This window comes from Agromyces capsici, assembly GCF_058349965.1.
Map to the genome: position 1 here is coordinate 912,848 of NZ_JBYRET010000002.1, position 26,100 is coordinate 938,947.

Consider the following 26,100-nt stretch of genomic DNA (forward strand, 5'->3'; position numbering starts at 1 on the left):
CGCGTCACGGTCGCGCCCGTCACCGCTGCACCAGTCGTTCGTGCCAGGCCAGCGCCGACTGGTCGGTGAGGCTCGCGACCTGGTCGACGACGACGCGCTTGCGCCCCGCGTCGTCGGCGGCCGCCCGCCAGTCCTCGGCGAAGCCGGCGTCGAGGTGCGTCGCGCCGGTCTCGAGGAGCGCGTCGGCGAGCGTCGCGAGCACCTCCCGCTGCTGGCTGTAGATCGGCTGCCGGGTGTTCCTCGACATCACGAAGGCCGCCACGATGCCCTTCAGCACGGCGATCTCGGCCTGCACGTCGCGCGGCACGACGACGTCGGCGTCGAACCGGATGAGGCTCGCGACGGGGTGGTGGGCGCGCGTCGCCTCGGTCGCGGCGTGCGCGAACCGGCCGATGAGCTGGCTCGTGAGGTTCTTCAGCGCGGCCTGGTCGCGACGGCTGCCGGTCCACGACGAGATCCACACGTCGAGCGAGTCGAGCCGGTCGAACGCGGCGATGAGCTCGTCGTGGCCGATCGCACCGCCGATCCACTCGTACATCGACGAGACGAGCTCGTCGTGGTCGACGCGCCGCCCGAGGGCGGCGACGTCGATGTAGCCGCCGACGATCGCATCCTCGAAGTCGTGCACCGAGTAGGCGATGTCGTCGGAGAGGTCCATGACCTGCGCCTCGATGCAGAGCCGCCGTTCGGGCGCGCCGCGCCGCATCCACGCGAACACGTCGAGGTCGTCGGCGTAGAAGCCGAACTTGTTGCGCCCGCTCGGGTCGCCCACGCCGGACGCCTCTGGCCAGGGGTACTTGCAGCTGGCGTCGAGGCTCGCGCGCGTGAGGTTGAGCCCCAGCGAGCGACCCTCGGGCGAGAAGACCTTCGGTTCGAGCCGGGTGAGGATCCGCAGGGTCTGCGCGTTGCCCTCGAACCCGCCGATGCCGGCGGCCCAGGTATTCAGCGCCCGCTCGCCGTTGTGCCCGAACGGCGGATGCCCGAGGTCGTGCGCGAGGCACGCGGTGTCGACGACGTCGGGGTCGAGGCCGATGCTGCTCGCGAGCTCGCGCCCGACCTGCGCGACCTCGAGTGAGTGCGTGAGTCGGTTTCGCGCGAAGTCGAGCCCCGACGTCGGGCTGAGCACCTGCGTCTTCGCGGCGAGGCGCCGGAGCGCGCTCGAGTGCAGCAGGCGTGCGCGGTCGCGTGCGAAGTCGCTGCGGCGCCGGTTCTCGTGCTGCTCGGGCAGGAAGCGTTCGGCGTCGGCCTCGTGGTAGCCGCCGAAGAGTCGGTCGCGCACGCGCTCAGCCGCCGCTCGTGTCGAGTTCGGCGTCGACGAGCGTGGTGCGATCGTGTCCGGCGAGCTCCTGCGACTCGAGCCACCCGTCGGGAAGGGACGGGTTCTTGGGCGTGCCCGCGCGGCCGCGCGGACCCTCGGCACCTTCGCCCGGATACGGCATCGACCAGTCGAGGGTGCCGAGCAGGTCGTCGAGTTGGGCCAGCGACTCGACGGTCGCGAGCCGTGCCCGCAGGTCGCCGCCCACCGGGTAGCCCTTGAAGTACCAGGCGACGTGCTTGCGGATGTCGCGGCATCCGCGTTCCTCGCTGTCGAAGAACTCGGTGAGCAGCTCGGCGTGCCGGCGGAACGTGCGGGCGACGTCGCCGAGCGACGGCTCGGCCTTGGTGAGCCCCGAGCCCGTCGCAGGGTCGCCGCGGAACGCCGCCGCGAGGTCGCCGAACAGCCACGGACGGCCGAGGCAGCCGCGGCCCACGACGACCCCGTCGCATCCGGTCTCGTCGACCATGCGCAGCGCGTCGTCGGCCGACCAGATGTCGCCGTTGCCGAGCACGGGCACGCTCGTCACGGCCTCTTTCAACCTGGCGATCGCCGACCAGTCGGCATGCCCGGAGTAGAACTCGGCGGCCGTGCGCGCGTGCAGGGCGATCGACGCGACGCCCGCGCCCTCGGCGATGCGACCGGCCTCGAGGTAGGTGAGGTGGTCGGCGTCGATGCCCTTGCGCATCTTGATCGTGAGCGGCACATCGCCGGCGGCCTTCACGGCGCCCTCGACGATGTCGCGGAACAGCCCCGACTTCCAGGGCAGCGCCGCTCCCCCGCCCTTGCGCGTGACCTTGGGCACGGGGCAGCCGAAGTTGAGGTCGATGTGGTCGGCACGGTCTTCGGCGACGAGCATCGTGACGGCCTCGGACACCGTCTTGGGGTCGACGCCGTACAGCTGGATCGACCGGGGCGTCTCCGACTCGTGGTGCGTGATGAGCCGCATCGACTCGGGCGTGCGCTCGACGAGCGCGCGGCTGGTGATCATCTCGCTGACGTACAGTCCGGCGCCGAACTCGCGGCACAGCCGCCGGAACGCGGTGTTGGTGATGCCCGCCATGGGTGCGAGCACGACCGGCACCTCGAGTTCGAGGCCGCCGATCGTGAGCGGGCGGGCGGGCGTGGTGGTCGTTGGCATCGCTCTCGATTCTCCCAGACCCAGACGGGAATCCGCCCGAGCCCGCCGCAGGGGCGCATAGGATTCGGGCAGGTCGGAGGTTGGGGAGGACGGGATGGCGCGGTTCGAGGGACTCACCGGGGTCGAGCGGGTCGAGGCCGACGCCTCGGCGCGCGGGCTCGAGATCGACGTGATCGAGCGCCCCGCTGCGCGCAGCCTCGAGGAGGCCGCCGCGTTGCTCGGCATCGAGCCCGGCGACATCGTCAAGTCGCTCGTCGTGAAGCGGAGCGACGACACCTACGTCTTCGCGCTCGTGCCGGGCGGCCGCAAGATCAGCTGGCCGAAGCTGCGTGCGCTGCTCTCGGTCAACAAGCTGCAGCTGCCGGATGCCGCGCTGGCCCTCGCCGCGACCGGCTACGAGCGCGGCACCATCACCCCGCTCGGATCGGCGCACGAATGGCCCGTCGTCGTCGACGCCACGATCCCGGGCCGACGCGTCTCGATGGGCGCAGGCGAGCACGGCCGCAGCCTCTTCGTCGACGCCGACGCGCTCGTGCGCGCGCTCGACGCCACCGTCGCCGACATCAGCGACCCGGAGTAGCGGGGTTCGCGCGTCAGCGCTGCCCGGCGTGATCCGCTCACCCCGCGGCCTCCCGCCTGACCGCGGGCACACGATCTGCGCATGCGGCGGACGCATTCATCGGCTCGGCCGACACGGCGTGTCTCGGAATCGACCCTCGCTCCGGAACTCCTGAATCCAAGGACGCTCCTCGCGAGCCCCAGGACACATGGGGCCGACCCTGCACCTTCGGGAGCAGCCCGTCCGTGCCGATCGTCATGTCCTTCGATTCAGGAGTTCCGACTTCGGCGGCCGCCACCTCCGTTGGGGGCCGTCGCGTCCTTCGATTCAGGAGGCGTGCAGTTCCGCAACGATCGCCGGCCCTGATGTCGAGGGCACGGCGGTTCCTCGGGTGAGGACGCGCTGTGGACCCGGTCGCTGAGGCCGGATTGCGCCTCTACCCGATCGACGAGGGAAGGACGCAGGCGTCGCCCTCGCAGACGAGGGCGTTCGGATCGCCTTGGATCATCGTGAACGCGGGCGGCGACGGCGCGGCATCCGGCACGCGCTCCGGCGTGGTCATGCCACCTGCTCCTGCTCGCCGGCGACCTGCGTGAGCACGTTCGCGAAGACCTCTGCGGGCTGCGCCCCCGAGATGCCGTACTTGCCCTCGAACACGAAGAACGGCACGCCCTGGATGCCGTAGGCACCGGCCTGCGCGATGTCGGCCTGCACGGCGGCGCCGTAGCGGCCCGACTCGAGCGCCTCGCGCGCGGCGTCGGCGTCGAGCCCCACCTCGGCGGCGAGCGAGACGAGCTCGTCGATGCGTCCGACATGGCGTCCCTCGGTGAAGTACGCCCGGAACAGCCGCTCCGACAGCTCCAGCTGGCGGCCCTGCTCCTTGGCGAAGTGCAGCAACTCGTGCGCCTTCAGCGTCTTGGTGTGCTGCAGCGCGTCGAAGTCGTAGTCGAGCCCGGCGTTCGCGGCGACGTCGGTCACGTGCTCCAGCATCTGCTGCACGCGCTCGGTCGGCAGGCCCTTGTGACCCGCCAGGAAGTCGACCTCGCTCCCCTCGAAGTCGACGGGCGTGTCGGGCGCGAGCTCGAACGAGTGGTACTCGATCTCGACCTCGGGCGCGTCGGCGCCGAGCGCGGCGATGCCGCCTTCGAGGTGGCGCTTGCCGATGTAGCACCACGGGCACGCGATGTCGGACCAGATGTCGATCTTGATGGGGGACGTCACGTCGTATGCGAACCAATGGAACCGCCGACGTATTCCCGACGACGCACGCGTCGGGGCGACATCCGCTCGGCCGCCCCTACCCGGTCGCCGCGTCGGGCGCGTCGATCGCGCCGCCGAAGCGGCGGTTGCGCGAGGCGTAGAGCTCGATCGCGCGCCACAGCTCGGTGCGGTCGAAGTCGGGCCACAGCGTGTCGAGGAACACCATCTCGGCGTACGCCGACTGCCAGAGCAGGAAGTTCGAGGTGCGCTGCTCGCCCGAGCTGCGCACGAACAGGTCGACGTCGGGCAGGTCGGGCACGTAGAGGCGTTTCTGGATGAGTCTCTCGGACACGGCCGAGGGGCGGAGGCGACCTGACGCCACGTCGTCGGCGATCGAGCGCACCGCATCGGTGATCTCGTTCCGCCCGCCGTAGTTGACGCACATCGTGAGCGTCAGCGTGTCGTTTCCGGCGGTGAGCTTCTCGGCGAACTGCAGCTCGTCGATCACCGAGCGCCACAGCCGCGGCCTGCGCCCCGCCCAGCGGATGCGCACGCCCCACTCGTTGAGCTGGTCGCGACGCCGATGCAGCACGTCGCGGTTGTAGCCCATGAGGAAGCGCACCTCGTCGGGCGAGCGCTTCCAGTTCTCGGTCGAGAACGCGTAGACCGACAGGTGCTTCACGCCGATCTGCACCGCGCCCGCCACCACGTCGAGCAGCGCCGCCTCACCGGCCTTGTGACCCTCGATGCGCGTCAGCCCCTGCCGGTTCGCCCAGCGGCCGTTGCCGTCCATGACGATCGCGACGTGCTCGGGCACCGCACCCTTGGGCAGCGCCGGCGGATAGAGGCCGGTCCAGTCGATCGGGCGATAGGGCACCGCATCCTTGTGGGTGTAGGGCTTCGGGGTCACTGCTGGGCCGTTTCTCGGGAGACGTGGGAGAGCGAGCGGAGGCCGCGCTCGAGGTGCCACTGGGCGTACGCGGCGACGATACCGCTCGCCTGCGCCCGGTCGCGTTCGGGGGCCGCCTCGGCGACATCCCAGTCGCCGGCGAGCAGCGCGCCGAGCAGGTCGACGGTGGACGGCGCGATCCGCGGCGTTCCGGGCGGCGCGCACTCGTTGCACACCACCCCGCCGAGCTGCACGACGACCGCGGTGTGCGGCCCCTCGCGGCCGCACCGCGCGCAGTCGGCGAACGTCGGCGCCCAGCCGGCGATCGCGAGCGCGCGGAGCAGGTACGAGTCGAGCGTGAGTGCCGGGCCGTGCTCGCTCCGCGAGAGCGACCTGAGCGCACCCACGAGGAGCAGGTACTGCTGCAGCGACCCCTCGGCCTCGGTGAGCCGGTCGGCGGCCTCGACCATGGCGTTCGCGGCCGTGTAGGCGGCGTAGTCCTGGCTGATCTCGGCGCCGTACGCGCCGATCGTCTCAGCCTGGGTGATCACGTCGAGCGTGCGGCCCTCGTAGAGCTGCAGGTCGGCGACCATGAACGGCTCGAGCCGCGAGCCGAACTTCGACGCGGTGCGCCGGACGCCGCGCGCGACCGCCCGGATCTTGCCGTGGCGGCGCGTGAGCAGCGTGACGATGCGGTCGGCCTCGCCCAGCTTGTGGGTGCGCAGCACGACGGCGTCATCTCGGTACACGGGCACCCGTCGATTCTCCCACCGTCCACCCCCACGCCGTCCGATCGCGGCGGCCGGGCGGGCGGATGACACGGCAGAATGGTGCGGTGACCACTGCGTCCGCACCCGTCCTCGTCACGGGAGGTACCGGCACCCTCGGCCGATCGGTCGTCCGCGCGCTCGTCGCCCGGGGCGACGACGTCCGCATCCTCAGCCGAAGCGGCGCGCCCGGCACCGTGCGCGGCGACCTCGCGACCGGCGAGGGCGTCGAGGCGGCACTCGAGGGCGTGCGCGCGGTGCTGCACCTCGCGACCAACCTCCGCGACGACACCGAGATCACCCGCACGCTCGTGCAGGCGGCCGAACGCGCGGGCCGGCCCCGCATCCTGTATTCCTCGATCGTCGGCATCGACCGCATCCCGCTCGCGTACTACGCGGGCAAGCGCAATTCCGAGGGCATCATCCGGGAGTCGCGGCTTCGCTGGACGGTGCTGCGTGCGACGCAGTTCCACGACTTCATCGCGACCCTGGTCGACATCCAGCGCTTCTCCCCCGTCGTGCTCGCGCCGGCCTTCTCGTTCCAGCCGATCGCGGTCGACGACGTCGCGCGCCGCCTCCTCGAACTGCTCGATGAGGATGCCGCGGGCATGGCCCCCGACATCGGCGGCCCCGAGGTGCGCACCGCCCGCGACCTGGCACGCACCTATCTCGCGGCGCGCGGCTCCCGCCGGCCCACGCTGCAGTTCCGACTCCCCGGCACCCGCTTCGCCGCGTTCTCGTCCGGAGCCAACCTCGTGCCCGGCGAGCCGTACGGCCGGATCACGTTCGAGCAGTTCCTCGCGTCGCGCGCCGCCGCCGCGGACGCCCGCGACCCGCGTGGGACAACCGAGCCATGACGCTCGCGCCGTTCGAGATCCCGCTCCCGGTCGACCTCGCGGCCGTCGGGATCGGCGCGCTGCAGGGGGCGATGTTCGCCGGCCGTCTCAAGGAGCGCCGGCTCGACCTGCTCGGCGTCGCGCTGATCGGCATCCTGGTCGGGCTCGGCGGCGGCCTCCTCCGCGACCTCCTGCTGAACCAGTTGCCGGCGGCCATGAAGAGCAACTGGTACTTGGTCGTGGCGACGCTCGCGGCGCTGCTCGGGATGGCGCTGCTGCGCCTCTTCACGCGCCTGAACCCGCTCATCATCGCGCTCGACGCCGTGACCATCGGGCTGTTCGCCGCGATCGGCACGACGAAGGCGCTCGCGTACGGCGTACCCGAGGTGCCGGCGGTGTTCGTGGGCGTGGTCTCGGCGGTCGGCGGATCGATCCTGCGCGACGTCTCGCTCAACCTGCCGATCGCGCTCATGCACGTCGGCTCGCTCTACGCCGTGGCCGCAGGCGCCGGCACCGTGCTCATCGTCGTGCTCGTCGCGCTCGGTGCGAACATCACCGTCGCCGCGACGGTGTGCGTGGTCGTGACCACGGTGATCCGCCTCGGCTCGGTGCGCTTCGGCTGGAGCCTGCCCGAGCAGCGCGCGATCGCGAGCTGGCGGGTCTGGCGCCGCGCCTGAGCCGGAGCGCACCCGCCGGCACTCGTCCCGCCGGCACGCGAAAACGGGCGGGGCGACGGATGTCGCACCCGCCCGTTCGGACGTCGGAAGCTCGCAGCTCAGGCCAGCGCCGGCGCCTGGGCCTCCTCGCGCACGCGGGCCGCGCGCAGCGCCCGGTTGACCGCCGACACGACGGCTTTCAACGACGCGGTCGAGATGTCGGCGTCGATACCCACGCCCCACAGGGTGCGACCGTCGACCTGGCACTCGACGTATGCCGCGGCAAGGGCGTCGCCCCCGGCCGAGAGCGCGTGCTCGCTGTAGTCGAGCACCCGGACGTCGACGCCCTCTGCGGCCAGCACCGAGAGGAACGCGGCGACCGGGCCGTTGCCCGACCCATCGGCGTCGACGCGCTCGTCACCGTCGCGCAGGCCGACGCGCACGCGGACGTCGCCCGTGAGGTCGCTCTCGGTGCGCAGCGACAGCAGCTCGAACCGGCCCCACTTCTCGTCGGGGCGCTCCTGGGGTGCGGGCAGGTACTCGTCGTTGAAGATCGACCAGATCTGCTCGCTCGTGACCTCGCCGCCCTCGGCGTCGGTCTTGGCCTGCACGACGCCCGAGAACTCGATCTGGAGCCGCCGCGGCAGGTCGAGGGCGTGGTCGGTCTTCAGCAGGTAGGCGACGCCGCCCTTGCCCGACTGCGAGTTGACGCGGATCACGGCCTCGTAGCTCCGGCCCAGGTCCTTCGGGTCGACCGGCAGGTAGGGCACGGCCCACTGCAGGTCGTCGACCGAGACGCCGCGCTCATCGGCGCGCGCCTCCATGGCCTCGAAGCCCTTCTTGATGGCGTCCTGGTGCGAGCCGGAGAACGCCGTGTAGACCAGGTCGCCGGCCCAGGGGCTGCGCTCGTGCACCGGCAGCTGGTTGCAGTACTCCGCCGTGCGCTTGACCTCGTCGAGGTTCGAGAAGTCGATCTGCGGGTCGACGCCCTGCGTGAACAGGTTGATGCCGAGCGCGACGAGGTCGACGTTGCCGGTGCGCTCCCCGTTGCCGAACAGGCACCCCTCGATCCGGTCGGCGCCGGCCATGTAGCCGAGCTCGGCGGCCGCGACCGCGGTGCCGCGGTCGTTGTGCGGGTGCAGCGAGAGGATGACGTTCTCGCGGTGTGCGAGGTGCCGCGACATCCACTCGATCGAATCGGCGTAGACGTTCGGCGTCGCCATCTCGACGGTCGCGGGCAGGTTGATGATCACCTTGCGCTCGGGCGTCGGCTCGAAGACCTCGATGACCTGGTTGCAGACGTCGACCGCGTACTCGAGCTCGGTACCCGTGTAGCTCTCGGGCGAGTACTCGTAGTAGACGGTCGTGCCGGGCACGGTCGCCTCCATCTCGCGGCACTTGCGGGCGCCGTGCAGCGCGATGTCGATGATGCCCTGCTTGTCGGTGCGGAACACCACCTCGCGCTGGAGCACGCTCGTCGAGTTGTAGAGGTGCACGATGGCCTGCTTCGCGCCGCGGATCGACTCGTACGTGCGCTCGATCAGGTGGTCGCGGGCCTGGGTCAGCACCTGGATCGTCACGTCGTCGGGGATCGCGCCCTCGTCGATGAGGCTGCGCACGAAGTCGAAGTCGGTCTGGCTCGCGCTCGGGAACCCGACCTCGATCTCCTTGTAGCCCATCTTGACGAGCAGGTCGAACATGATGCGCTTGCGCTCGGGGCTCATCGGGTCGATGAGCGCTTGGTTGCCGTCGCGGAGGTCGACCGCGCACCAGCGCGGGGCGACCTCGATGCGCTTGGACGGCCACGTGCGGTCGGGCAGGTCGACCCGGATCTGCTCATGGAACGGGCGATACCGGTGGACGGGCATCGACGACGGCTTCTGGTGGTTCTGCATTGGGTGCTCTTCTCGCTATTCGGGGGTTTCAGCCGACGACGAACTCCGCAGCGAGGGAGGCCTGTGAACTAGGACTCGCTGCGGCAGCTAAGGAGAAGCAGGCCGTGAAGCACGAACCAAGGCTAACACCGGGATCCGGTGCCTGCGCAACGATGACGGCGAGCGGATGCCGCGGGCCGCGGCGAGGCACGGGCCGTGGCGGGTGCCGCCCCCCAGCGACCGGCACCCGCCACGCGTCATCCGCCCGCGCTCACTCGATCGCGAGCGCCGTGACCGGCGACACGCGCGTCGCCCGGCGGGCCGGCGCGAGCGAGGCCACCACGGCGAGCACGGCGGCCGCGCCGACGAGGACCGCGACGATGCCCCACGGGATCGACGGGAGGATCACGAGCGGCTCGCCCTGCACGCTGCCGAGCATCGACTGCGCGCCCGCCCAGCCGTAGAAGACGCCGAGCACGAGTCCGACGGCCGTGGCGGCGGCCGTGAGCGCGGCGGCCTCAGCGACGACCATCGCCCGGAGCTGCCGACGCTCGAAGCCGAGCGCGCGCAGCAGGCCGAGCTCGCGGGTGCGCTGCAGCACGCTGAGCGAGAGCGTGTTGACCAGCCCGATCGCGGCGATCAGCGCGCTGAAGCCAACGAGGATGCTGAACACCGTGACGGTCGCGGCGACCATCTGCTCGATCGCGGCGCGCATCTCGGGCCGGTCCTCCGTCGCCGCGAGCAGCAGCGTGCGATACGACTCCATGGCGACGGCGAACATCGTCACGAGCGTGACGCCGATGACGAGGCCGATCGTCATGCGCGAGCTGCGCTCCGGATGGCGTACCGCGTTCTCCGCGGCCAGGCGCGCGGGCGCCGAGGCGCCGAGCGCCCGTCCGACGAGCCGCAGCACGGGCGGCATGACGAGGTGCGCACCGAGCACGATTCCGGTGAACGACAGGATGCCGCCGAGGAGGCCGACCAGCACGCCGAGTGGCGTCACGAGGCCGAGCGCGACGCCGCCGAGCAGCAGGAACAGCCCGACGATGGCGAGCACGCCGGCCGCCGCGGTGCGTCCGCGTCGGGAGGCGAGCTCGCCCTGCGAGAGCTCCGCCGCGTTGCCGAGCGCCTCGGCCGGGCGCACCGCGAGCACGCGGCGGGAGCCGACCCAGGCCGCGAGCCACGTGGTGAGCGCGGCTACGACCGCGGGCGCGAGCACCGCGACATCCGCCCACTGGTGTTCGACCCTCGGCAGCACGTCGGTGGACGCCGCGAGCTCGGCGAGGAGCATCGCGGTGCCCGTGCCGATGAGCACGCCCGCGACCGCGCCGATCGTGCCGACGACGAGCCCCTCGCGCGCGATCGTGGCGCGCTGCGCCCGTGCGCTCGACCCGATGAGCCTGAGCAGCGCGATGAGGCGCGTGCGACCCGCGACGACGGTCGCGACGGTGTTCGAGGTCACGATCGCACTGACGTAGATCGCGATGACGATGAACACCCACGCCGCGATCTGCACCATGAGCGCCGCCGTGCCGCTCTCGCCGGTGACGTCGTCGGCGCGGATCGCCGAGCCGAGGTAGCCCGTGACCTGCAGCAGTGCGACGCCGAACGACGACGCGAGCGTCGCGACGAGCAGGGTCGGGCCGTGCTCGGCGAGGAGCCGCCGGATCATGCGGCACGCTCCATCGCGAGCATGTACGTCGCAATCTCCTCCGGCGTCGTGCGCGCGGCGTCGCGCACGATCCGACCGTCGGCGAGGAACAGGATGCGGTCGGCGTGGCTCGCGGCGATCGGGTCGTGCGTGACCATCGCGATCGACTGGCCCTGCTCGCGGCTCGCGTCGGCGAGGATCGCGAGCACCTCGCGGCCGGTCCGCGAGTCGAGGTTGCCGGTCGGCTCGTCGGCGAAGACGAGGTCGGGCCTCGCAGCGAGGGCGCGGGCGATCGCCACGCGCTGCTGCTGACCGCCCGAGAGCTCGTGCGGGCGGTGCCGCAGGCGCGGGCCGAGCCCGAGTCGCTCGATGAGCGCGTCGATGCGCGCACGCTCCTCGCGGCTCGGCCGGCGGCCGTCGAGCTCGAACGGCAGCAGCACGTTGCCCTCGACGTCGAGCGTGGGCACGAGGTTGAACGACTGGAACACGAAGCCGACGCGGCGGCGCCGCAACACGGTGAGCGCGCTGTCGGGGAGTTCGGTGATGTCGGTGTCGCCGAGCCACACGCGGCCAGACGTCGGCGTGTCGAGGCCGGCCATGATGTGCATGAGCGTGGACTTGCCCGAACCGGATGGGCCCATGATCGCGGTGAACTCGCCGCGGCGCAGGCCGAGCGAGACGTCCTGGAGCGCGGTGACGCCACCCGCGCCCGTGCCGTACTGCTTGCCGAGCCCGGCGACGCGGGCGACGAGACCGAGGTCCGAAGGTTGGATCTGCATGTCCTCGACGCTAGGAACGGGCCGCCGGTCGTCGCGTCCGCCGCGGGTCGCGCTCGTGTCATCCGATCGGATGACCTCGCGCGATCGCGGGTCAGCTCGAGGTCAGGTCGTGCTCGTACGCGAACACCACCAGCTGCACGCGGTCGCGCAGGCCGAGCTTGGCGAGCACGCGGCTCACGTGCGTCTTCACCGTCGCCTCGCCGAGGAACTCGGATGCCGCGATCTCGGCGTTCGAGAGGCCCCTCGCGGCCAGCGCGAAGATCTCGCGCTCGCGCGCGGTGAGGTCGCCCCACGCCGACGGCGCGGACCTTCGCCCGCTCCCCCGCGGTGCGCTGGCGATGAGGCCGAGCGTCGCGTTCGCCGCGATCACCGCGTTCCCGCGGTGCACCGTGCGGATCGCAGCGAGGAGGAACTCGGGGTCGGCGTCCTTCAGCACGAATCCGCTCGCGCCGGCGCGGATCGCACGGGCCGCGTTCTCGTCGAGGTCGAACGTGGTGAGCACGAGGATGCGTGGCGGCTCACGGCCCTCACGGTCGGCGTCGGCGAGGATCCGCTCGGTCGCGGCGATCCCGTCGAGCTGGGGCATCCGCACGTCCATCAGGATCACGTCGGGCCGGCTGCGCTCGGCCAGCGCGATCGCCGCGCGCCCGTCGGCCGCATCGCCGGCGAACTCGAGGTCGGGCTGCGATTCGACGAGCATGCGCACGCCCGCGCGGAACAGGGCCTGGTCGTCGACCAGCGCGACGCGGATGGCGCTCACGAGGCCGCCCCGGCGGGAATGCGCGCCGTGACGCGGAACCGCCCGTCTGTGCTCGCCTCCGCGGCGAACGTGCCGCCGGCCAGCTCGGCGCGCTCGCGCATGCCGGGGATGCCGTGCCGCGGGCCGACCGCGGACTCGCCGCGATCCGCGAGCGATGCATCGGGGGTCGTCGCGATCGCGTTCTCGACCCGGACCGCGACGCCGTGCGGGTCCCAGTCGAGCTCGAGGTCGACCGGCGCGCTCGTGTCGCCGTGCCGGAGCGCGTTCGTCAGCCCCTCCTGCACGATGCGGTACACGGCGATCTGGTGCCCGGCGCCGAGCGGCACGCGCTCGCCGCGGTCGGTCCGACGCACGTCGAGGCCGGCTCCGCGCAGCTGCGCGACGAGGTCGTCGAGGTCGTCGAGCTCGGGCTGCGGGGCCGAGCCCTCGCGGTGTCGCAGTTCGCCGAGCAGGAGCCGGACGTCGCCGAGCGCCCCGCGGGCGACGCCCGCGATCGTGGAGAGCGCCTCGACCGCGGCCTCCGGACTCGTGCGCGCGGCGAACCGCGCGCCGTCGGCCTGCGCGATGACGACGGCGAGCGAGTGCGCGACGACGTCGTGCATGTCGCGGGCGATGCGCGTGCGCTCCTGCTCGACCACGACCCGGTACTCGGCGTGCTCGCGCTCGCGCCGATCAAGTTCGGCCCGCCGGCGCTGCTCCCGCGAGTCGCGGACCGTGCGGGTCAGCAACCCGATCGTCCACGCGAGCACGAGGCCGGCGAGCGCGGCGCCGAACAGCACCGCGCCCCACATGAGCCGCCCGGCGAGGTCGGCCGGGGGCGCGGCGCCCGCACCACCGGCGAGCGGGACCACGACGCCCAGGTAGATGGTGGCGAGCAGCGCTCCTGCCCCAGCCGAACCGAGGCCCCACCACCGCACGGCCCGCGAGCCGTACGCGGAGGTCGAGTAGACGATGACGAACACCGCGGCATCCGCCGGCTGCAGGTCTCGCAGCATGAGCATCTGCGCGCACGCCGCGACCCAGGCGACCACGAGCGCCGCACCTGGCGCGACGCGCCGCAGCACGAGCGCGGCGGAGAACAGCACGACGACCACCAGGTCGGGCGGCCCGCCGACGAACGCGTAGAGCGCGCACACCGCGAAGAACACCGCCGCGAAGACGCCGTCGATGACGAGGGTCGCACGCTGGGATGAGGAGCTCACCGCCCCACGCTACGTCGTGAGGCGGCCCGCAGGCCGTATGGTCGGCGGAATCATCCTCTCGGTGGACCCCGTACTCCGCGCTCGCGTTCGCAACTCGTGCGCGGTGGCGCCTCGACGCACGCGAGGCGCTCGCTGCTCAGCCGTCCTCGATCGACCGCGCATGATCGCCGGTGCCTCCATGCCGAGAACCGGGTCATCCACCGATCGACCGCACGAGCGTTCCTGTTCGAACGAGGGAGAAAGGTATCCGCGGGATACTCGGATACCGCAACCGAAAGAAGGACGGTCGTCGCGCGGCGATTCCGGAGGTGCCGACGCCGAGGCCGGGTACGGTCTCCGGCGCCGCGCGAGACCGGCGGCGTCAGAACCCCAGTCGGCCGAGCTGCTTCGGGTCCCGCTGCCAGTCCTTCGCGACCTTGACGTGCAGCGCCAGGTAGACCTTCCGCCCGAGCAGCTGCTCGATCTGCGCGCGGGCGCGCTCGCCGACCTCGCGCAGGCGCGACCCGCCCTTGCCGATGATGATGCCCTTCTGGCTGTCGCGCTCGACGTACAGGTTGGCGTAGATCTCGAGCAGGTCCTTGTCCTCCCGCTCGACCATGTCGTCGACCGTGACGGCGATCGAGTGCGGCAGCTCGTCGGAGACGCCCTCGAGCGCCGCCTCGCGCACGAACTCGGCGATGCGCTCGGTCGTCTCCTCGTCGGTCGTCGTCTCGGCGGGGTAGAGCGGATGCTCCGACTGCGGCATGAGCTCCAGCAGCTCGTCGACGAGCACGTCGAGCTGCTCCCCCTTCGGAGCGGAGACCGGGATGATCGCGTCCCACTCGCGCAGCTGCGACACGGCGAGCAGCTGCTCGGCGACCTTCGCCCTGCCCGTGGCATCCGTCTTGGTCACGATCGCGACCTTCTTCGCGCGCGGGTACTGGTCGAGCTGCTCGTTGATGAACCGGTCGCCGGGGCCGATCGCCTCGTTCGCCGGCACGCAGAACCCGATCACGTCGACGTCGCCGAGCGTGGACTGCACGAGCGAGTTCAGGCGCTCGCCGAGGAGCGTGCGCGGGCGGTGCAGGCCCGGCGTGTCGACCACGATCAGCTGGCCGTACTCGCGGTGCACGATGCCCCGGATGGCACGGCGCGTCGTCTGCGGCTTCGAGCTCGTGATGGCGACCTTCTCGCCGACGAGCGCGTTGGTGAGCGTCGACTTGCCGACGTTCGGGCGCCCGACGAACGAGACGAATCCTGCGCGGTAGTCGGTCATGCCCGTTCCCCCTGGTCTGCGGTGGCCTCGTCGCCGGCGAAGGCGGCGCGCACGTCGATGAGGGCCTGGTCGGCCTCGACGAGAATCGTGGCGATGCGCTTGCGGCGCCCCTCGGTGCGCTCGGCCTCGAGCACGAGCCCGCTGACCAAGGCGCGGTCGCCGCGCTGCGGCAGGTGTCCGAGCTCCTTCGCGAGCAGGCCGCCGGCCGAGTCGACGTCCTCGTCGTCGAGGTCGAGCCCGAACAGTTCGCCGAGCTCGTCGACTGGCAGACGCGCGTTCACGCGGTAGCGGCCCTCGGCGAGCTGCTCGACCTGTGCCGCCTCGCGGTCGTACTCGTCGGCGATGTCGCCGACGAGCTCCTCGATGAGGTCCTCCATCGTGGCCAGCCCGGCGATGCCGCCGTACTCGTCGACCACCATGGCGAGGTGGTTCGACTCGAGCTGCATCTGCCGCAGCAGCCGGTCGGCCTTCATCGACTCGGGCACGAACGCCGCGGGCCGGGCGAGTTCGCCGACCGTGAGCGTCTCCGCGTCGAGCGGCCGCTCGAAGCCGAGCCGGGCGAGGTCGCGAAGGTACAGGATGCCGACCACGTCGTCGGCCTCGCGGTCCACGACCGGGATCCGCGAGTAGCCCTCCTTGAGGAACAGCGCCATCGCCTGCGGCAGGTGCGCGGTCGTCTCGATGGTCACCATGTCGGTGCGCGGCACCATGACCTCGCGCACGAGCGTGTCGTTGAACTCGAAGATCGAGTGGATGAGCTCGCGGTCGCCCTGCTCGAGCACCTCGAGCTCGGTGGCCTCGTCGACCATGCTGAGCAGCTGCTCCTCGCTCGAGACGCCCGCGAACCGGATCCGGCCCGGCGTCACGCGGTTGCCGAGCGACACCAGCGCGTTCGCGAACGGGCCGAGCAGCACGCGGACGAACCGCACGAGCGGTGCCGACAGCCGCAGCACCGCGTCGGGGTGCGCGCGGCCCACGCTGCGCGGGCTCGCGCCCACGAGCACGAACGACACGGCGGTCATCACGAGCGCGGAGACGAGGAGCACGAGCCACACGTCGTCGAGGAAGAACGTGAACGCGAGCGTCACCAGCACCGCCGCGGTCGTCTCCGCGAGGATGCGCATGAAGTTGACGGCGTTCACGTGCGCGCCCGTGTCGTCGGCGATGGCACGCAGCGACCGCGCGGCGCGCGCGCCCATCGACAGGTCGACGATGTCGGCCCGCGAGGTCACTCCGATTGCCGCGTCGACCGCGGCCATCAGGCCGCCGAACGCGACGAGCACGAACGCGGCCGCGAGGAAGAGCCAGGGCAGCATGGTCAGCGGCGGCGCTCCTGCATCGAGAACCCGACGAGGATGTCGCGCTGGATGCCGAACATCTCCTTCTCCTCATCGGGCTCGGCGTGATCGAAGCCGAGCAGGTGCAGGATGCCGTGCGTCGTCAGCAGCAGCAGCTCGTCGAGCAGCCCGTGGCCGGCCGTCTTCGCCTGCGACTCCGCGACCTGCGGGCAGAGCACGACGTCGCCGAGGAGTCCGGGCGGCGCAGGCTGGTCCTCGGTGCCCGGGCGGAGCTCGTCCATCGGGAAGCTGAGCACGTCGGTCGGACCCGGCTCGTCCATCCACTGGACGTGCAGCTGCTCCATCGCTCCCTCGTCGACGAGCACGATCGCCAGCTCGGCGTCGGGGTGCACGTGCATCGCGTCGAGCGCGTACACCGCGAGTCGCTGCAGCGCGGCCTCGTCGACCGTGATCGCCGACTCGTTGTTGATCTCGATGCTCACGGCTGTCTCTTCCTGGGAAGGTGGTCGCGCGGGCCGGGCGCGGTTCGGCGCTCGGCGCTGCGTCGCTCGGCGCGATTGGCGAACTCGCGCGCCTGCTCCCGCTCGTAGCGCGCGGCCTGCTGACGCTGGTCGTACTCGGTGTAGGCGTCGACGATGCGGCCGACGAGCGAGTGGCGCACGACGTCGTCGCTCGTGAGCCGGGAGAAGTGGATGTCGTCGACGTCGTCGAGGATGCGCGTGACGAGCCGCAGCCCCGACGATCCGCCCGGCAGGTCGACCTGCGTGATGTCGCCCGTGACGACCATCTTCGAGCCGAACCCGAGTCGTGTCAGGAACATCTTCATCTGCTCGGGCGTCGTGTTCTGCGCCTCGTCGAGCACCACGAACGAGTCATTGAGCGTTCTTCCGCGCATGTACGCGAGCGGGGCGACCTCGACCGTGCCGGATGCGAGGAGCTTGGGGACGAGCTCGGGATCCATCATCTCGTTGAGCGCGTCGTAGAGCGGCCGCAGGTACGGGTCGATCTTCTCGGTGAGCGTGCCGGGGAGGAACCCGAGCCGCTCCCCCGCCTCGACGGCCGGGCGCGTCAGGATGATGCGGTTGACCTCCTTGCGCTGCAGCGCCTGCACGGCCTTCGCCATCGCGAGGTAGGTCTTGCCGGTGCCCGCCGGGCCGATGCCGAACACGATGGTGTGCTCGTCGATCGCGTCGACGTACGAGCGCTGCCCCTCGGTCTTCGGCCGGATCGACTTGCCGCGGCTGGAGACGATGACCTGCCCGAGCGTGTCGGACGGACGGGCGGACGGATCGGCGTCGAGCATTCGGGCGGAGCTCCTCACTTCGATGGGGGTCGGGTCCTCGCCGCCGCGGACGAGCTCGAGGAGCTCCTCGATGAGACGGCGCACGCGCACGCGGTCTGCCGGCTCGCCGCGGATGGCGATCTCGTTGCCGCGCACGTGCACGTCGACGCCGGGGTACTCGCGCTCGATGCTCGTGAGCAGGCGATCCTGCGGGCCGAGGAGCCGCACCATTGCGATGCCGTCGATGTGGAGCCGATCCTCGTCGGGCTGCACGTCGGGTGCGGGCAGCGGGTTCTCGCGCGCGTCGTCAGCCGGCAAGCGATCCCTCCTTGAGGCCGCCGCCGAGGAGGTGGGCGTGCACGTGGAACACCGTCTGGCCGGCGGCGGGACCGGTGTTGAAAATGAGCCGGAACTCGCCGTCGGTGAGGTCGTCGGCGATGCGCTTGGCGACCGAGACGAGCTCGGCGAGCAGTTCGGGATCGGCCGCGGCCAGCTCGACCACGTCGCGGTGGCGGCCCTCGCGCGGCGTCACGATGACGTGCACGGGCGCCTGCGGCGCGATGTCGTGGAACGCGATCACGCGGTCGGTCTCGACGACCATCCGCGCGGGGATCTCGCCCGCGGCGATGCGCTCGAAGACCGTGGGCTCAGCCGTTCCGCTCATCCCTCCATCGTAGCGACGGATGGCTCACCACCGCCCGAGCGCGACCGAGAGCACGGCGATCGCGGCCGGCCCGGCCGTCGAGGTGCGCAGCACCCCGTCGCCGAGGCGCACGGGCTCGCCGCCCGCGTCGCGCAGGCGCTCGATCTCGGCCGGATCCATCCCGCCCTCGGGTCCGACGATCAGCGCCAGGTCGCGCCCGTCGGAGCGGATGGCCGACAGCGGCGTCACCGCGCCGGGCACGAGCAGCAGCATCCGCTCGCCCTCGAGCCGCGCCGGCAGCTCGCGCGTCGACGCCACCGGCTCGACCGAGGGGATCCGCGCGCGGATGGACTGCTTCACGGCCTCGCGGACGATGCTCGCCCAGCGCGCGCGGCCCTTCTCGGCCTTGGGGCCCTCCCAGCGTGAGACCGACCTGCCGGCCGCCCACGGCACGATGCGGTCGACGCCGAGCTCGGTCGCCGCCTGCACCGCGAGCTCGTCGCGGTCGCCCTTCGCGAGCGCCTGCACGAGCGTGAGCCGGGGTGCCGGTTCCGCGTCGTCGCGCACGTCGTCGACCTCGAGCTCGAGTCGGCGCCCCTCGGCCGCGATGACCGCGCCCGTCAGAATCCGGCCGCGGCCGTCGCCGACCGAGATCCGCTCGCCGACGCGCACGCGCGCGACCGTGACCGCGTGCCGCGCCTCGTCGCCCGCGAGCACGACCGCGTCGCCGCGGCCGACCGCGGCGAGGTCGAGCGTCTCGTCGAGGTAGAGGCTGCTCATCGCGCCATCCGCCGGCTCGTCGCCGTCAGCCCAGGAACCGGTCGCGCAGCCGCGCGAACAGCCCCTGCTGGAAGTGCCCGAGCTGCGGCGGCTGCGCCTTGCGTGCCTTCGCGAGCTGCTGCACGAGCTCGCGCTCCTTGTGACTGAGCTTGGTCGGCGTCACGACGTGCACCGCGACCTTGAGGTCGCCGCGCCCGCCGCCGCGAAGGTGCGTGATGCCGCGGTCCTTGACCGTCAGGATCTCGCCGCTCTGCACCCCGGGCTTGAGCTCGAGGTCGACGTCGCCGTCGAGGGCCTCGACCTTCGCGTTCGTGCCGAGCACGGCGTCGGTCATCTGCACCTCGAGTGTGCAGAGCAGGTCGTCGCCGTTGCGGCTGAACACCTCGTGGTTCTTCACCTTGACCTCGAGGTAGAGGTCGCCGTTCGGCCCGCCGGCGGGGCCGGCCTCGCCCGAGCCCGGCATCTGCAGCCGCACGCCGGTGTCGACCCCGGCGGGCACGTCGACCGGCACCGTGCGCCGCGCGCGCACGCGGCCCTGGCCCTGGCACGTGACGCACGGCGTCGCGATGATCGTGCCGTAGCCGCGGCAGGAACCGCACGGGCTCGAGGTCATGACATTGCCGAGCAGCGACCGCACCGAACGCTGGATGTGCCCGGTGCCGCCGCAGATGTCGCACGTCACGGGCGAGGTGCCGGGCTGGCAGCACGAGCCGTGGCACGTCTCGCAGGTCACCGCCGTATCGACCTCGAGGTCGCGATGCGTGCCGAAGATGACCTCGTCGAGGCTCACGTCGAGCCGGATCAGCGCGTCCTGGCCGCGCTCGCGCCGCGACCTCGGCCCGCGGCTGGCCTGCCCGGCGCCGAAGAACGTCTCGAAGATGTCGCCGAACCCGCCGAAGCCGGCGCCCGAGAAGCCGCCCTGCCCGCCGCCGAGGTCGTACTGCTGGCGCTGCTTGGGGTCGGAGAGCACGTCGTACGCGTGCGTGACCTGCTTGAACCGCTCGGACGCGTCGGCGCCCGGGTTCACGTCGGGGTGGAGCTCGCGGGCGAGGCGGCGGTACGCCTTCTTGATCTCGTCGGGGGTGGCGTCGCGGGAGACGCCGAGGACCTCGTAGTGGTCGGCCACTGCAGGCGGGTTCCTTTCGATTGCCGGTGGCGGATGCCGCGACGGGCGGCTCCGCGCGGTTCAGCTCTCGCCGAGCGTCCGGGAGAGGTAGCGAGCCACGGCGCGCACGGCGGCCATGCTCTGGGAGTAGTCCATGCGGGTCGGGCCGACGATGCCGAGGCGCGACACGTCGCGGCCCGGGATCTCGAACGAGCTCGACACGACCGAGGTCTCGCCGAGGCCGTACGCGGCGTTCTCGCGTCCGATGCGCACCGCCAGCCCCTCCTCCGAGGTCATCTCGCCGAAGAGGCGCAGGATCACGACCTGCTCCTCGATCGCCTCGATGACGCCGAGGATGTTGCCGGCGAAGTCCTGCTCGGTGCGCACGAGGTTCGCAGCGCCCGCGACGACGAGCCGGTCGCTGCGGGTGAACTTCGCCTGGTCGGCGAGCGTGGCCGCGAGGGTGCGCAGCACCTCGGCATGGGCCCGGTCGGCGTTCGCGGTCTCGGCGGAGAGTGCCGCCGCGGCATCCGTCATCGTCAGGCCCGCGGCCACCTCGTTCAGGCGGTTGCGGAGCCGGCCCAGCGTCTCCTCGTCGGCCGGCTCTGCGAGCTCGGCGAGCCGCTGCTCGACCTGTCCGGTGTCGGAGATGAGGATGCAGAGCACGCGCGTGGGCGCGAGCGAGACCAGTTCGACGTGGCGAACGCGAGCGCGCTGGAAGCTGGGGTACTGCACGACCGCGAGCTGGCGGGTGAGCTGCGCGACGAGCCGCACGGTGCGTGAGAGCAGCTCGTCGAGGTCGTTCGACTCGCCGAGGAAGGTCTCGATCGCCTGCCGCTGCGCGGTCGTCAGCGGGCGGATGTCGGCGAGCTGGTCGACGAACACCCGGTAGCCCTTGTCGGTGGGGATGCGGCCCGACGAGGTGTGCGGAGCCGCGATGAGCTCCTCCTCCTCGAGCAGGGCCATGTCGTTGCGGATGGTGGCCGCCGACACGCCGAAGTGGTGACGCTCGACGATCGTCTTCGAGCCGACCGGCTCGCGCGACGCGACGTAGTCCTGCACGATCGCGCGGAGCACGGCGAGACTGCGTTCGGAGACCATGGCCCTCGCTTCCCTCGACCGGCGTGACGGCGGCGGACCGGCGCTTAGCACTCGGTTCGCATGACTGCCAATCCTATCGCGACATTCAGGGCTCGCACCGTTGCCCGCCGGAACGGCGCCGCAGTAGCGTGTGCAACGTCGCGCGCACCCACCCGATCCACCCCTCCCCGTTCGAGGTGCCCGCGTCCCGATCCGAAAGGCATGCACATGACCGACCCCAACGTCCCTCCGCACGATCCCAACGCCGCCCCGCAGTCGGCTCCCGCCGCCCCGCTCTCGCACGAGCAGGACGTGCAGTGGGGGTCGTTCGCGCACCTCGGCGGCATCCTCGGCATCCTCCCGTCGCTGATCATCTGGCTCGTGTTCAAGGACCGCGGCTCCTTCACGAACACCGAGGCCAAGGAGGCCCTGAACTTCCAGATCACCCTGCTGTTCGCGACCATCGCGCTCTGGATCGTCGTCACCGTCCTCACGATCGTGACGTTCGGCTTCGGCGCGTTCCTCTCCTTCCTGACCTGGGTCCCGTGGGTGCTCGGAGTGGTCTTCTCGATCATCGCCTTCCTCCAGGCCAAGGAGGGTCGCCACTACCGCTACCCCTTCGCGGTGCGCCTCATCAAGTAAGGCGCCGCATCTCGTCACGCGACGCGCCGGGCGAGGATGCCTCGACCGGCGCGTCGCGCTGTGCCAGCATGAAAACACCGACCCGCGATCCGGGCGCGACCCTCAAGGAGCAGCATCATGTCCGACGCACCACCTCCCACGCCCCCGACGCCCCCGCCCGGCGGGACCACGCCTCCGCCGCCTCCCGGCGGCACGCCGCCGCCGCCTCCGGGCGGCCCCACGCCTCCGCCTCCCGGTGGAGGGGCCTACCAGCAGAGCCAGCCGCTCAGCCCCGCCGACGAGAAGCTCTGGGCGACGCTGATCCACATCGGCGGCATCCTGTTCGGCTTCCTGCCCGCGCTGATCGGCTACCTGATCCTCAAGGACAAGGGCCCGTTCATCCGCGAGCACACCGCGACCGCGCTGAACTTCCAGATCACGCTGCTGATCGCATACGTCGTGGGCTCGATCCTCACGTTCGTGATCATCGGCATCTTCATCCTGATCGCCGCCTGGATCGCCGCGATCGTGTTCGGCATCATCGCCGCGATCAAGGCCAACAACGGCGAGTACTACGTCTACCCGGTCGCGATCAAGTTCGTGAGCTAGGACTCAGTCCTCGACCAGGCGCCGCACGACGGCGTCGGCCAGCAACCGCCCTCGCCGCGTCAGCGTCAGCCGACCGGCGAGGGCGGTTCGTGCGTCCACGAGCCCGTCGGCGATGAGCCCCGCCACCGCGTGACGCCCGCCGGCGTGGAGGGATCCCACCTCGATGCCCTCGCGGATGCGCGTGGCCAGCAGCACGCGCTCCGTCTCACGGGCGGGTGCATCGAGCGTCTCCCGCCCGACGGCCGGCGAGACGCCCGCGGCGATCCGGTCGGCGTAGGCGGCAGGGTGCTTCGCGTTCCACCACCGCACGCCGCCGACGTGGCTGTGCGCGCCGGGCCCGACGCCCCACCAGTCGTCCCCGCGCCAGTAGCCGAGGTTGTGGCGCGAGCGGTGCGAGGCATCCGTCGCCCAGTTCGACACCTCGTACCACTCGTAGCCGCCTGCGTTGAGCAGGTCGTCGGCGAGCTCGTACATGTCGGCGGAGAGGTCGTCGTCGGGTGCCGCCAGCTCGCCGCGCCGGATCTGCCGCGCGAGCTTCGTGCCGTCCTCGACGATGAGCGCGTAGGCGCTGACATGGTCGGGCCGCTCCGAAAGCACGGCCTCGAGGCTCGTGCGCCAGTCGTCGATCGACTCCCCCGGCGTCCCGTAGATCAGGTCGAGGCTGACGTCGAGGCCGGCCTCGCGGGCCCACCGCACCACGAGCGGCACGCGCGCGGGATCGTGGGTGCGGTCGAGCGCTGCGAGCACATGCGGCACCGCGGACTGCATGCCGAACGACACCCGGGTGAATCCCCCATCGGCCAGTCGCCTGAGGTCGTCGGCGTCGACCGAGTCGGGGTTGGCCTCCGTCGTCACCTCGGCGCCCGGCGCGAGGCCGAACTCGTGGCGGACCGCGTCGAGCATTCGGACGAGGTCGGCGGCCGGGAGCAGCGTCGGGGTGCCGCCGCCGAGGAAGACGGTCTGCGCGGCGCGCTCCGGGGCACCGGATGCCGCGAGCGCGACCCGTGCGAACCGGATCTCGTCGATCGCCTGGTCGGCGTACTGCGACTGCGAGACGCCGCGGAGCTCCCCCGCGGTGTATGTGTTGAAGTCGCAGTACCCGCAGCGGACGCGACAGAACGGCACGTGCAGGTACACGCCGAACGCGCGCTCGTCGGCCCGCTCGACCGCTGCCGGCGGCAGCAGGCCGTCGGCCGGAGCCGGATCGCCGAGGGGAAGCGGACCCGCCATCGTCAGGCGTACGCGGGATGCAGTGCGCGCAACTCCCGCGTCGTGAGGTCGCGTCGGCGCCTGCGCACCGCGGGCGCGAACATGCGGCGGAGACCGCCGTTCGGCTGGAGGACGGAGCGGATGGTCAGCCAGACCGAGTCGTCGTCGCGGTGCTCGAGGAGGAACGACTCCTCACCGCTCTCGGCCGCGTCGCCGGTCGTGCCGTACGCGAAGCCGATCCGCTCGGGTTCGTCGACGACGTACACGACGAGCACCGGGATGCTGCCGCGCGAACCCTTGCGACCGCGGGGCTTCAGCGTCGCGGTCATGCCCGCGCTGACGTACGGGGTGCCGTCGGGTCCGAAGCGCTGCTCGGTCCGTGGCGCAGGCTGGTCGGCGCGGGGGGCGCCATCCGGGCCGTACGAGATGCCCGTGTACTGCGCACCGGTTCCGGGCGAGATCTCGAGGACCTCGAAGCCGGCGCCCTTCTGGATCCCCCAGGTCATGAGTTCCTCGGCGGCGCGGTCGAACCGGTCCTTGCCGGAGCCCAGCTTCACCGAGTCCTCGGCGGGGCGGAAGCCCGCGGGCGGGTAGCGCAGCAGGTCGGGGTCGAGCGTGGCGCCGATCGCGCCGTACGTGACGGACTGGTCGGTGAACGTGCTCCGGCGAGTCATCCGTCAATTCTACGGAACGGGCGGGATCGCGACGGCCCGGCCTACTTCTTGGCGTCCTTCTTCTCGGTCTCGCCCGAGAGCGCGGCGATGAACGCCTCCTGGGGGACCTCGACGCGCCCGACCATCTTCATGCGCTTCTTGCCCTCCTTCTGCTTCTCGAGCAGCTTGCGCTTGCGGGTGATGTCGCCGCCGTAGCACTTGGCGAGCACGTCCTTGCGCATCGCGCGGATGGACTCGCGCGCGATGATGCGCGCGCCGATCGCGGCCTGGATGGGCACCTCGAACTGCTGCCGAGGGATGAGCTCGCGCAGGCGCCCCGTCATGAGCACGCCGTACGCGTACGCCTTGTCACGGTGCACGATCGCGCTGAACGCGTCGACCTGCTCGCCCTGCAGCAGGATGTCGACCTTGACGAGGTCGGCGGCCTGGTCGCCCGCGGGCTCGTAGTCGAGCGAGGCATAGCCGGCCGTCTTCGACTTGAGGTTGTCGAAGAAGTCGAAGACGATCTCGCCGAGCGGCATGTTGTAGCGGATCTCGACCCTGTCTTCGCCGAGGTACTCCATGCCGAGCAGCGTGCCGCGGCGGGACTGGCAGAGTTCCATGATGGTGCCGACGTAGTCCTTCGGCGCGAGGATCGCGGCGCGCACGACGGGCTCGCGCACCTCGGCGATCTTGCCGCCGGTCGGGAACTCGCTCGGGTTGGTGACCGTGACGCTCTTCTTGTCCTCGGTCGTCACCTCGTAGACCACCGACGGCGCGGTGTTGATGATGTCGAGGCCGAACTCGCGGCGGAGTCGCTCGGTGACGATCTCCATGTGCAGCAGGCCCAGGAATCCGGCACGGAACCCGAACCCGAGGGCGACCGAGGTCTCGGGCTCGTAGACGAGCGCGGCATCGGAGAGCTTGAGCTTGTCGAGGGCCTCGCGCAGTTCGGGGTAGTCGCTGCCGTCGATCGGGTACAGCCCCGAGAACACCATGGGCAGCGGCTCGGTGTAGCCGGCCAGCGCCTCGGCGGCCGGCTTCACCGCGGTGGTCACGGTGTCGCCGACCTTGGACTGGCGCACGTCCTTCACGCCGGTGATGAGGTAGCCCACCTCGCCGACGCTCAGGCCCTTCGTGGGCGTCGGCTCGGGTGCGCTCACGCCGATCTCGAGGATCTCGTGCGTCGCCTTCGTCGACATCATCTGGATGCGCTCGCGCGGGTTCAGCCGGCCGTCGACCATGCGGACGTACGTGACCACGCCGCGGTAGCTGTCGTAGACGGAGTCGAAGATCATTGCGCGGGCTGGGGCATCCGCGTCGCCCACCGGGGCGGGAATGCGCTCGACGACCCGATCGAGCAGGTCTTCCACGCCCAGGCCGGTCTTGCCCGAGACGCGCAGCACGTCGTCGGGCGACCCGCCGATGAGGTCGGCGAGCTCCCTCGCGTACTTCTCGGGCTCGGCGGCGGGCAGGTCGATCTTGTTCAGCACCGGGATGATCTCGAGGTCGTTCTCGAGCGCCAGGTAGAGGTTCGCGAGCGTCTGCGCCTCGATGCCCTGCGCGGCATCCACCAGCAGGATGGCGCCCTCGCACGCCGCGAGCGAGCGCGAGACCTCGTAGCTGAAGTCGACGTGGCCGGGCGTGTCGATCATGTTGAGCGCGTAGGACGTGTCGCCGACCTGCCAGGGCATGCGCACGGCCTGGCTCTTGATGGTGATGCCGCGCTCGCGCTCGATGTCCATGCGGTCGAGGTACTGCGCCCGCATGTCGCGGTCGGCGACCACCCCCGTGATGCCGAGCATGCGGTCGGCGAGGGTCGACTTGCCGTGGTCGATGTGCGCGATGATGCAGAAGTTGCGGATCAGCGCGGGGTCGGTGGCGGCGGGCACCGGCGGGTGGGCGGCTCTCGGAGACATCCCGACGATTCTCCCAT

General features: G+C 71.5%; 27 protein-coding genes. 5 read left to right on the forward strand and 22 right to left on the reverse strand.

Annotation, left to right across the window (positions count from 1 at the left end):
• Nucleotides 1–19 precede the first annotated feature (19 nt).
• Both AC3RKB_RS17990 and dusB read right to left on the reverse strand, forming a co-directional pair.
• Nucleotides 20–1,279, reverse strand: coding sequence for a deoxyguanosinetriphosphate triphosphohydrolase (locus tag AC3RKB_RS17990; protein WP_491437683.1), 1,260 nt, complete (start codon nucleotides 1,277–1,279; stop codon nucleotides 20–22).
• Between the two features lie 4 nt (nucleotides 1,280–1,283).
• Complete coding sequence (gene dusB / locus AC3RKB_RS17995; RefSeq protein ID WP_491437684.1) at nucleotides 1,284–2,456, reverse strand: tRNA dihydrouridine synthase DusB; 1,173 nt, start codon at nucleotides 2,454–2,456, stop codon at nucleotides 1,284–1,286.
• Between the two features lie 94 nt (nucleotides 2,457–2,550).
• Here dusB and AC3RKB_RS18000 point away from each other — a divergent pair, with 94 nt between their 5' ends.
• Nucleotides 2,551–3,036, forward strand: coding sequence for an aminoacyl-tRNA deacylase (locus AC3RKB_RS18000; RefSeq protein WP_491437685.1), 486 nt, complete (start codon nucleotides 2,551–2,553; stop codon nucleotides 3,034–3,036).
• 415 nt (nucleotides 3,037–3,451) lie between these two features.
• Here the strand turns inward: AC3RKB_RS18000 and AC3RKB_RS18005 are convergent, their stop codons facing one another.
• From AC3RKB_RS18005 to recO, 4 genes are all read right to left on the reverse strand, one after another.
• Nucleotides 3,452–3,577, reverse strand: a complete 126-nt coding sequence (locus tag AC3RKB_RS18005) for a hypothetical protein (protein ID WP_491437686.1) — start codon at nucleotides 3,575–3,577, stop codon at nucleotides 3,452–3,454.
• Nucleotides 3,574–4,236 carry a DsbA family oxidoreductase gene (locus AC3RKB_RS18010; protein WP_491437688.1) on the reverse strand — a complete coding sequence of 221 codons (663 nt, stop codon included), beginning with the start codon at nucleotides 4,234–4,236 and terminating at the stop codon, nucleotides 3,574–3,576. The genes AC3RKB_RS18005 and AC3RKB_RS18010 overlap by 4 nt, the downstream gene beginning before the upstream one ends.
• Before the next feature lie 76 nt (nucleotides 4,237–4,312).
• Nucleotides 4,313–5,125, reverse strand: a complete 813-nt coding sequence (locus tag AC3RKB_RS18015; RefSeq protein WP_491437690.1) for an isoprenyl transferase — start codon at nucleotides 5,123–5,125, stop codon at nucleotides 4,313–4,315.
• Entirely contained in the window at nucleotides 5,122–5,859 is a 738-nt protein-coding gene (recO, locus tag AC3RKB_RS18020) for a DNA repair protein RecO (RefSeq protein ID WP_491437691.1), read from the reverse strand. The genes AC3RKB_RS18015 and recO overlap by 4 nt, the downstream gene beginning before the upstream one ends.
• Before the next feature lie 80 nt (nucleotides 5,860–5,939).
• Between recO and AC3RKB_RS18025 the strand changes: the two genes are divergently transcribed.
• A complete protein-coding gene (locus AC3RKB_RS18025) occupies nucleotides 5,940–6,728 on the forward strand; it encodes an SDR family oxidoreductase (RefSeq protein WP_491437693.1) in 789 nt (262 codons plus the stop codon).
• A complete protein-coding gene (locus tag AC3RKB_RS18030) occupies nucleotides 6,725–7,384 on the forward strand; it encodes a trimeric intracellular cation channel family protein (protein ID WP_491437694.1) in 660 nt (219 codons plus the stop codon). Before AC3RKB_RS18025 ends, AC3RKB_RS18030 begins: the two co-directional genes overlap by 4 nt.
• 98 nt (nucleotides 7,385–7,482) lie before the next feature.
• Here AC3RKB_RS18030 and leuA read toward each other — a convergent pair whose 3' ends face one another.
• From leuA to hrcA, 13 genes are all read right to left on the reverse strand, one after another.
• A complete protein-coding gene (leuA, locus tag AC3RKB_RS18035; RefSeq protein WP_491437695.1) occupies nucleotides 7,483–9,258 on the reverse strand; it encodes a 2-isopropylmalate synthase in 1,776 nt (591 codons plus the stop codon).
• A gap of 250 nt (nucleotides 9,259–9,508) precedes the next feature.
• On the reverse strand, nucleotides 9,509–10,909 hold the full coding sequence (locus AC3RKB_RS18040; RefSeq protein ID WP_491437696.1) for an ABC transporter permease: 1,401 nt from the start codon (nucleotides 10,907–10,909) through the stop codon (nucleotides 9,509–9,511).
• Nucleotides 10,906–11,667, reverse strand: coding sequence for an ABC transporter ATP-binding protein (locus tag AC3RKB_RS18045; RefSeq protein ID WP_491437697.1), 762 nt, complete (start codon nucleotides 11,665–11,667; stop codon nucleotides 10,906–10,908). Before AC3RKB_RS18045 ends, AC3RKB_RS18040 begins: the two co-directional genes overlap by 4 nt.
• Nucleotides 11,668–11,758: 91 nt before the next feature.
• Nucleotides 11,759–12,427, reverse strand: a complete 669-nt coding sequence (locus AC3RKB_RS18050) for a response regulator (RefSeq protein WP_491437699.1) — start codon at nucleotides 12,425–12,427, stop codon at nucleotides 11,759–11,761.
• A complete protein-coding gene (locus AC3RKB_RS18055) occupies nucleotides 12,424–13,629 on the reverse strand; it encodes a sensor histidine kinase (RefSeq protein WP_491437700.1) in 1,206 nt (401 codons plus the stop codon). The genes AC3RKB_RS18050 and AC3RKB_RS18055 overlap by 4 nt, the downstream gene beginning before the upstream one ends.
• A gap of 361 nt (nucleotides 13,630–13,990) precedes the next feature.
• On the reverse strand, nucleotides 13,991–14,884 hold the full coding sequence (gene era / locus AC3RKB_RS18060) for a GTPase Era (RefSeq protein WP_491437701.1): 894 nt from the start codon (nucleotides 14,882–14,884) through the stop codon (nucleotides 13,991–13,993).
• Nucleotides 14,881–16,200, reverse strand: a complete 1,320-nt coding sequence (locus AC3RKB_RS18065; protein ID WP_491437703.1) for a hemolysin family protein — start codon at nucleotides 16,198–16,200, stop codon at nucleotides 14,881–14,883. Before AC3RKB_RS18065 ends, era begins: the two co-directional genes overlap by 4 nt.
• 2 nt (nucleotides 16,201–16,202) lie before the next feature.
• Entirely contained in the window at nucleotides 16,203–16,664 is a 462-nt protein-coding gene (gene ybeY / locus AC3RKB_RS18070) for an rRNA maturation RNase YbeY (RefSeq protein ID WP_491437704.1), read from the reverse strand.
• A complete protein-coding gene (locus tag AC3RKB_RS18075; protein ID WP_491437886.1) occupies nucleotides 16,661–17,695 on the reverse strand; it encodes a PhoH family protein in 1,035 nt (344 codons plus the stop codon). The genes ybeY and AC3RKB_RS18075 overlap by 4 nt, the downstream gene beginning before the upstream one ends.
• 76 nt (nucleotides 17,696–17,771) lie before the next feature.
• Nucleotides 17,772–18,128 carry a histidine triad nucleotide-binding protein gene (locus AC3RKB_RS18080; RefSeq protein ID WP_491437705.1) on the reverse strand — a complete coding sequence of 119 codons (357 nt, stop codon included), beginning with the start codon at nucleotides 18,126–18,128 and terminating at the stop codon, nucleotides 17,772–17,774.
• Between the two features lie 24 nt (nucleotides 18,129–18,152).
• Complete coding sequence (locus tag AC3RKB_RS18085; protein ID WP_491437706.1) at nucleotides 18,153–18,887, reverse strand: 16S rRNA (uracil(1498)-N(3))-methyltransferase; 735 nt, start codon at nucleotides 18,885–18,887, stop codon at nucleotides 18,153–18,155.
• A 25-nt stretch (nucleotides 18,888–18,912) separates the two neighbouring features.
• Complete coding sequence (gene dnaJ / locus AC3RKB_RS18090) at nucleotides 18,913–20,013, reverse strand: molecular chaperone DnaJ (protein WP_491437707.1); 1,101 nt, start codon at nucleotides 20,011–20,013, stop codon at nucleotides 18,913–18,915.
• A 60-nt stretch (nucleotides 20,014–20,073) separates the two neighbouring features.
• On the reverse strand, nucleotides 20,074–21,093 hold the full coding sequence (hrcA, locus tag AC3RKB_RS18095) for a heat-inducible transcriptional repressor HrcA (protein ID WP_491437708.1): 1,020 nt from the start codon (nucleotides 21,091–21,093) through the stop codon (nucleotides 20,074–20,076).
• A gap of 207 nt (nucleotides 21,094–21,300) precedes the next feature.
• On the opposite strand from hrcA, the gene AC3RKB_RS18100 reads away from it, so the two are divergent.
• A complete protein-coding gene (locus AC3RKB_RS18100) occupies nucleotides 21,301–21,714 on the forward strand; it encodes a DUF4870 domain-containing protein (protein WP_491437709.1) in 414 nt (137 codons plus the stop codon).
• Nucleotides 21,715–21,831: 117 nt separating this feature from the next.
• Nucleotides 21,832–22,302, forward strand: coding sequence for a DUF4870 domain-containing protein (locus AC3RKB_RS18105; RefSeq protein WP_491437710.1), 471 nt, complete (start codon nucleotides 21,832–21,834; stop codon nucleotides 22,300–22,302).
• Between the two features lie 3 nt (nucleotides 22,303–22,305).
• On the opposite strand, the gene hemW is transcribed toward AC3RKB_RS18105, so the two are convergent.
• The 3 genes from hemW to lepA are packed head-to-tail and all read right to left on the reverse strand — an operon-like array spanning nucleotide 22,306 to nucleotide 26,083.
• Entirely contained in the window at nucleotides 22,306–23,532 is a 1,227-nt protein-coding gene (hemW, locus tag AC3RKB_RS18110) for a radical SAM family heme chaperone HemW (protein ID WP_491437712.1), read from the reverse strand.
• Nucleotides 23,533–23,534: 2 nt separating this feature from the next.
• Nucleotides 23,535–24,185 carry a DUF1990 domain-containing protein gene (locus AC3RKB_RS18115; protein ID WP_491437713.1) on the reverse strand — a complete coding sequence of 217 codons (651 nt, stop codon included), beginning with the start codon at nucleotides 24,183–24,185 and terminating at the stop codon, nucleotides 23,535–23,537.
• A gap of 41 nt (nucleotides 24,186–24,226) precedes the next feature.
• Nucleotides 24,227–26,083 carry a translation elongation factor 4 gene (lepA, locus tag AC3RKB_RS18120; protein WP_491437714.1) on the reverse strand — a complete coding sequence of 619 codons (1,857 nt, stop codon included), beginning with the start codon at nucleotides 26,081–26,083 and terminating at the stop codon, nucleotides 24,227–24,229.
• Nucleotides 26,084–26,100: the final 17 nt, after the last annotated feature.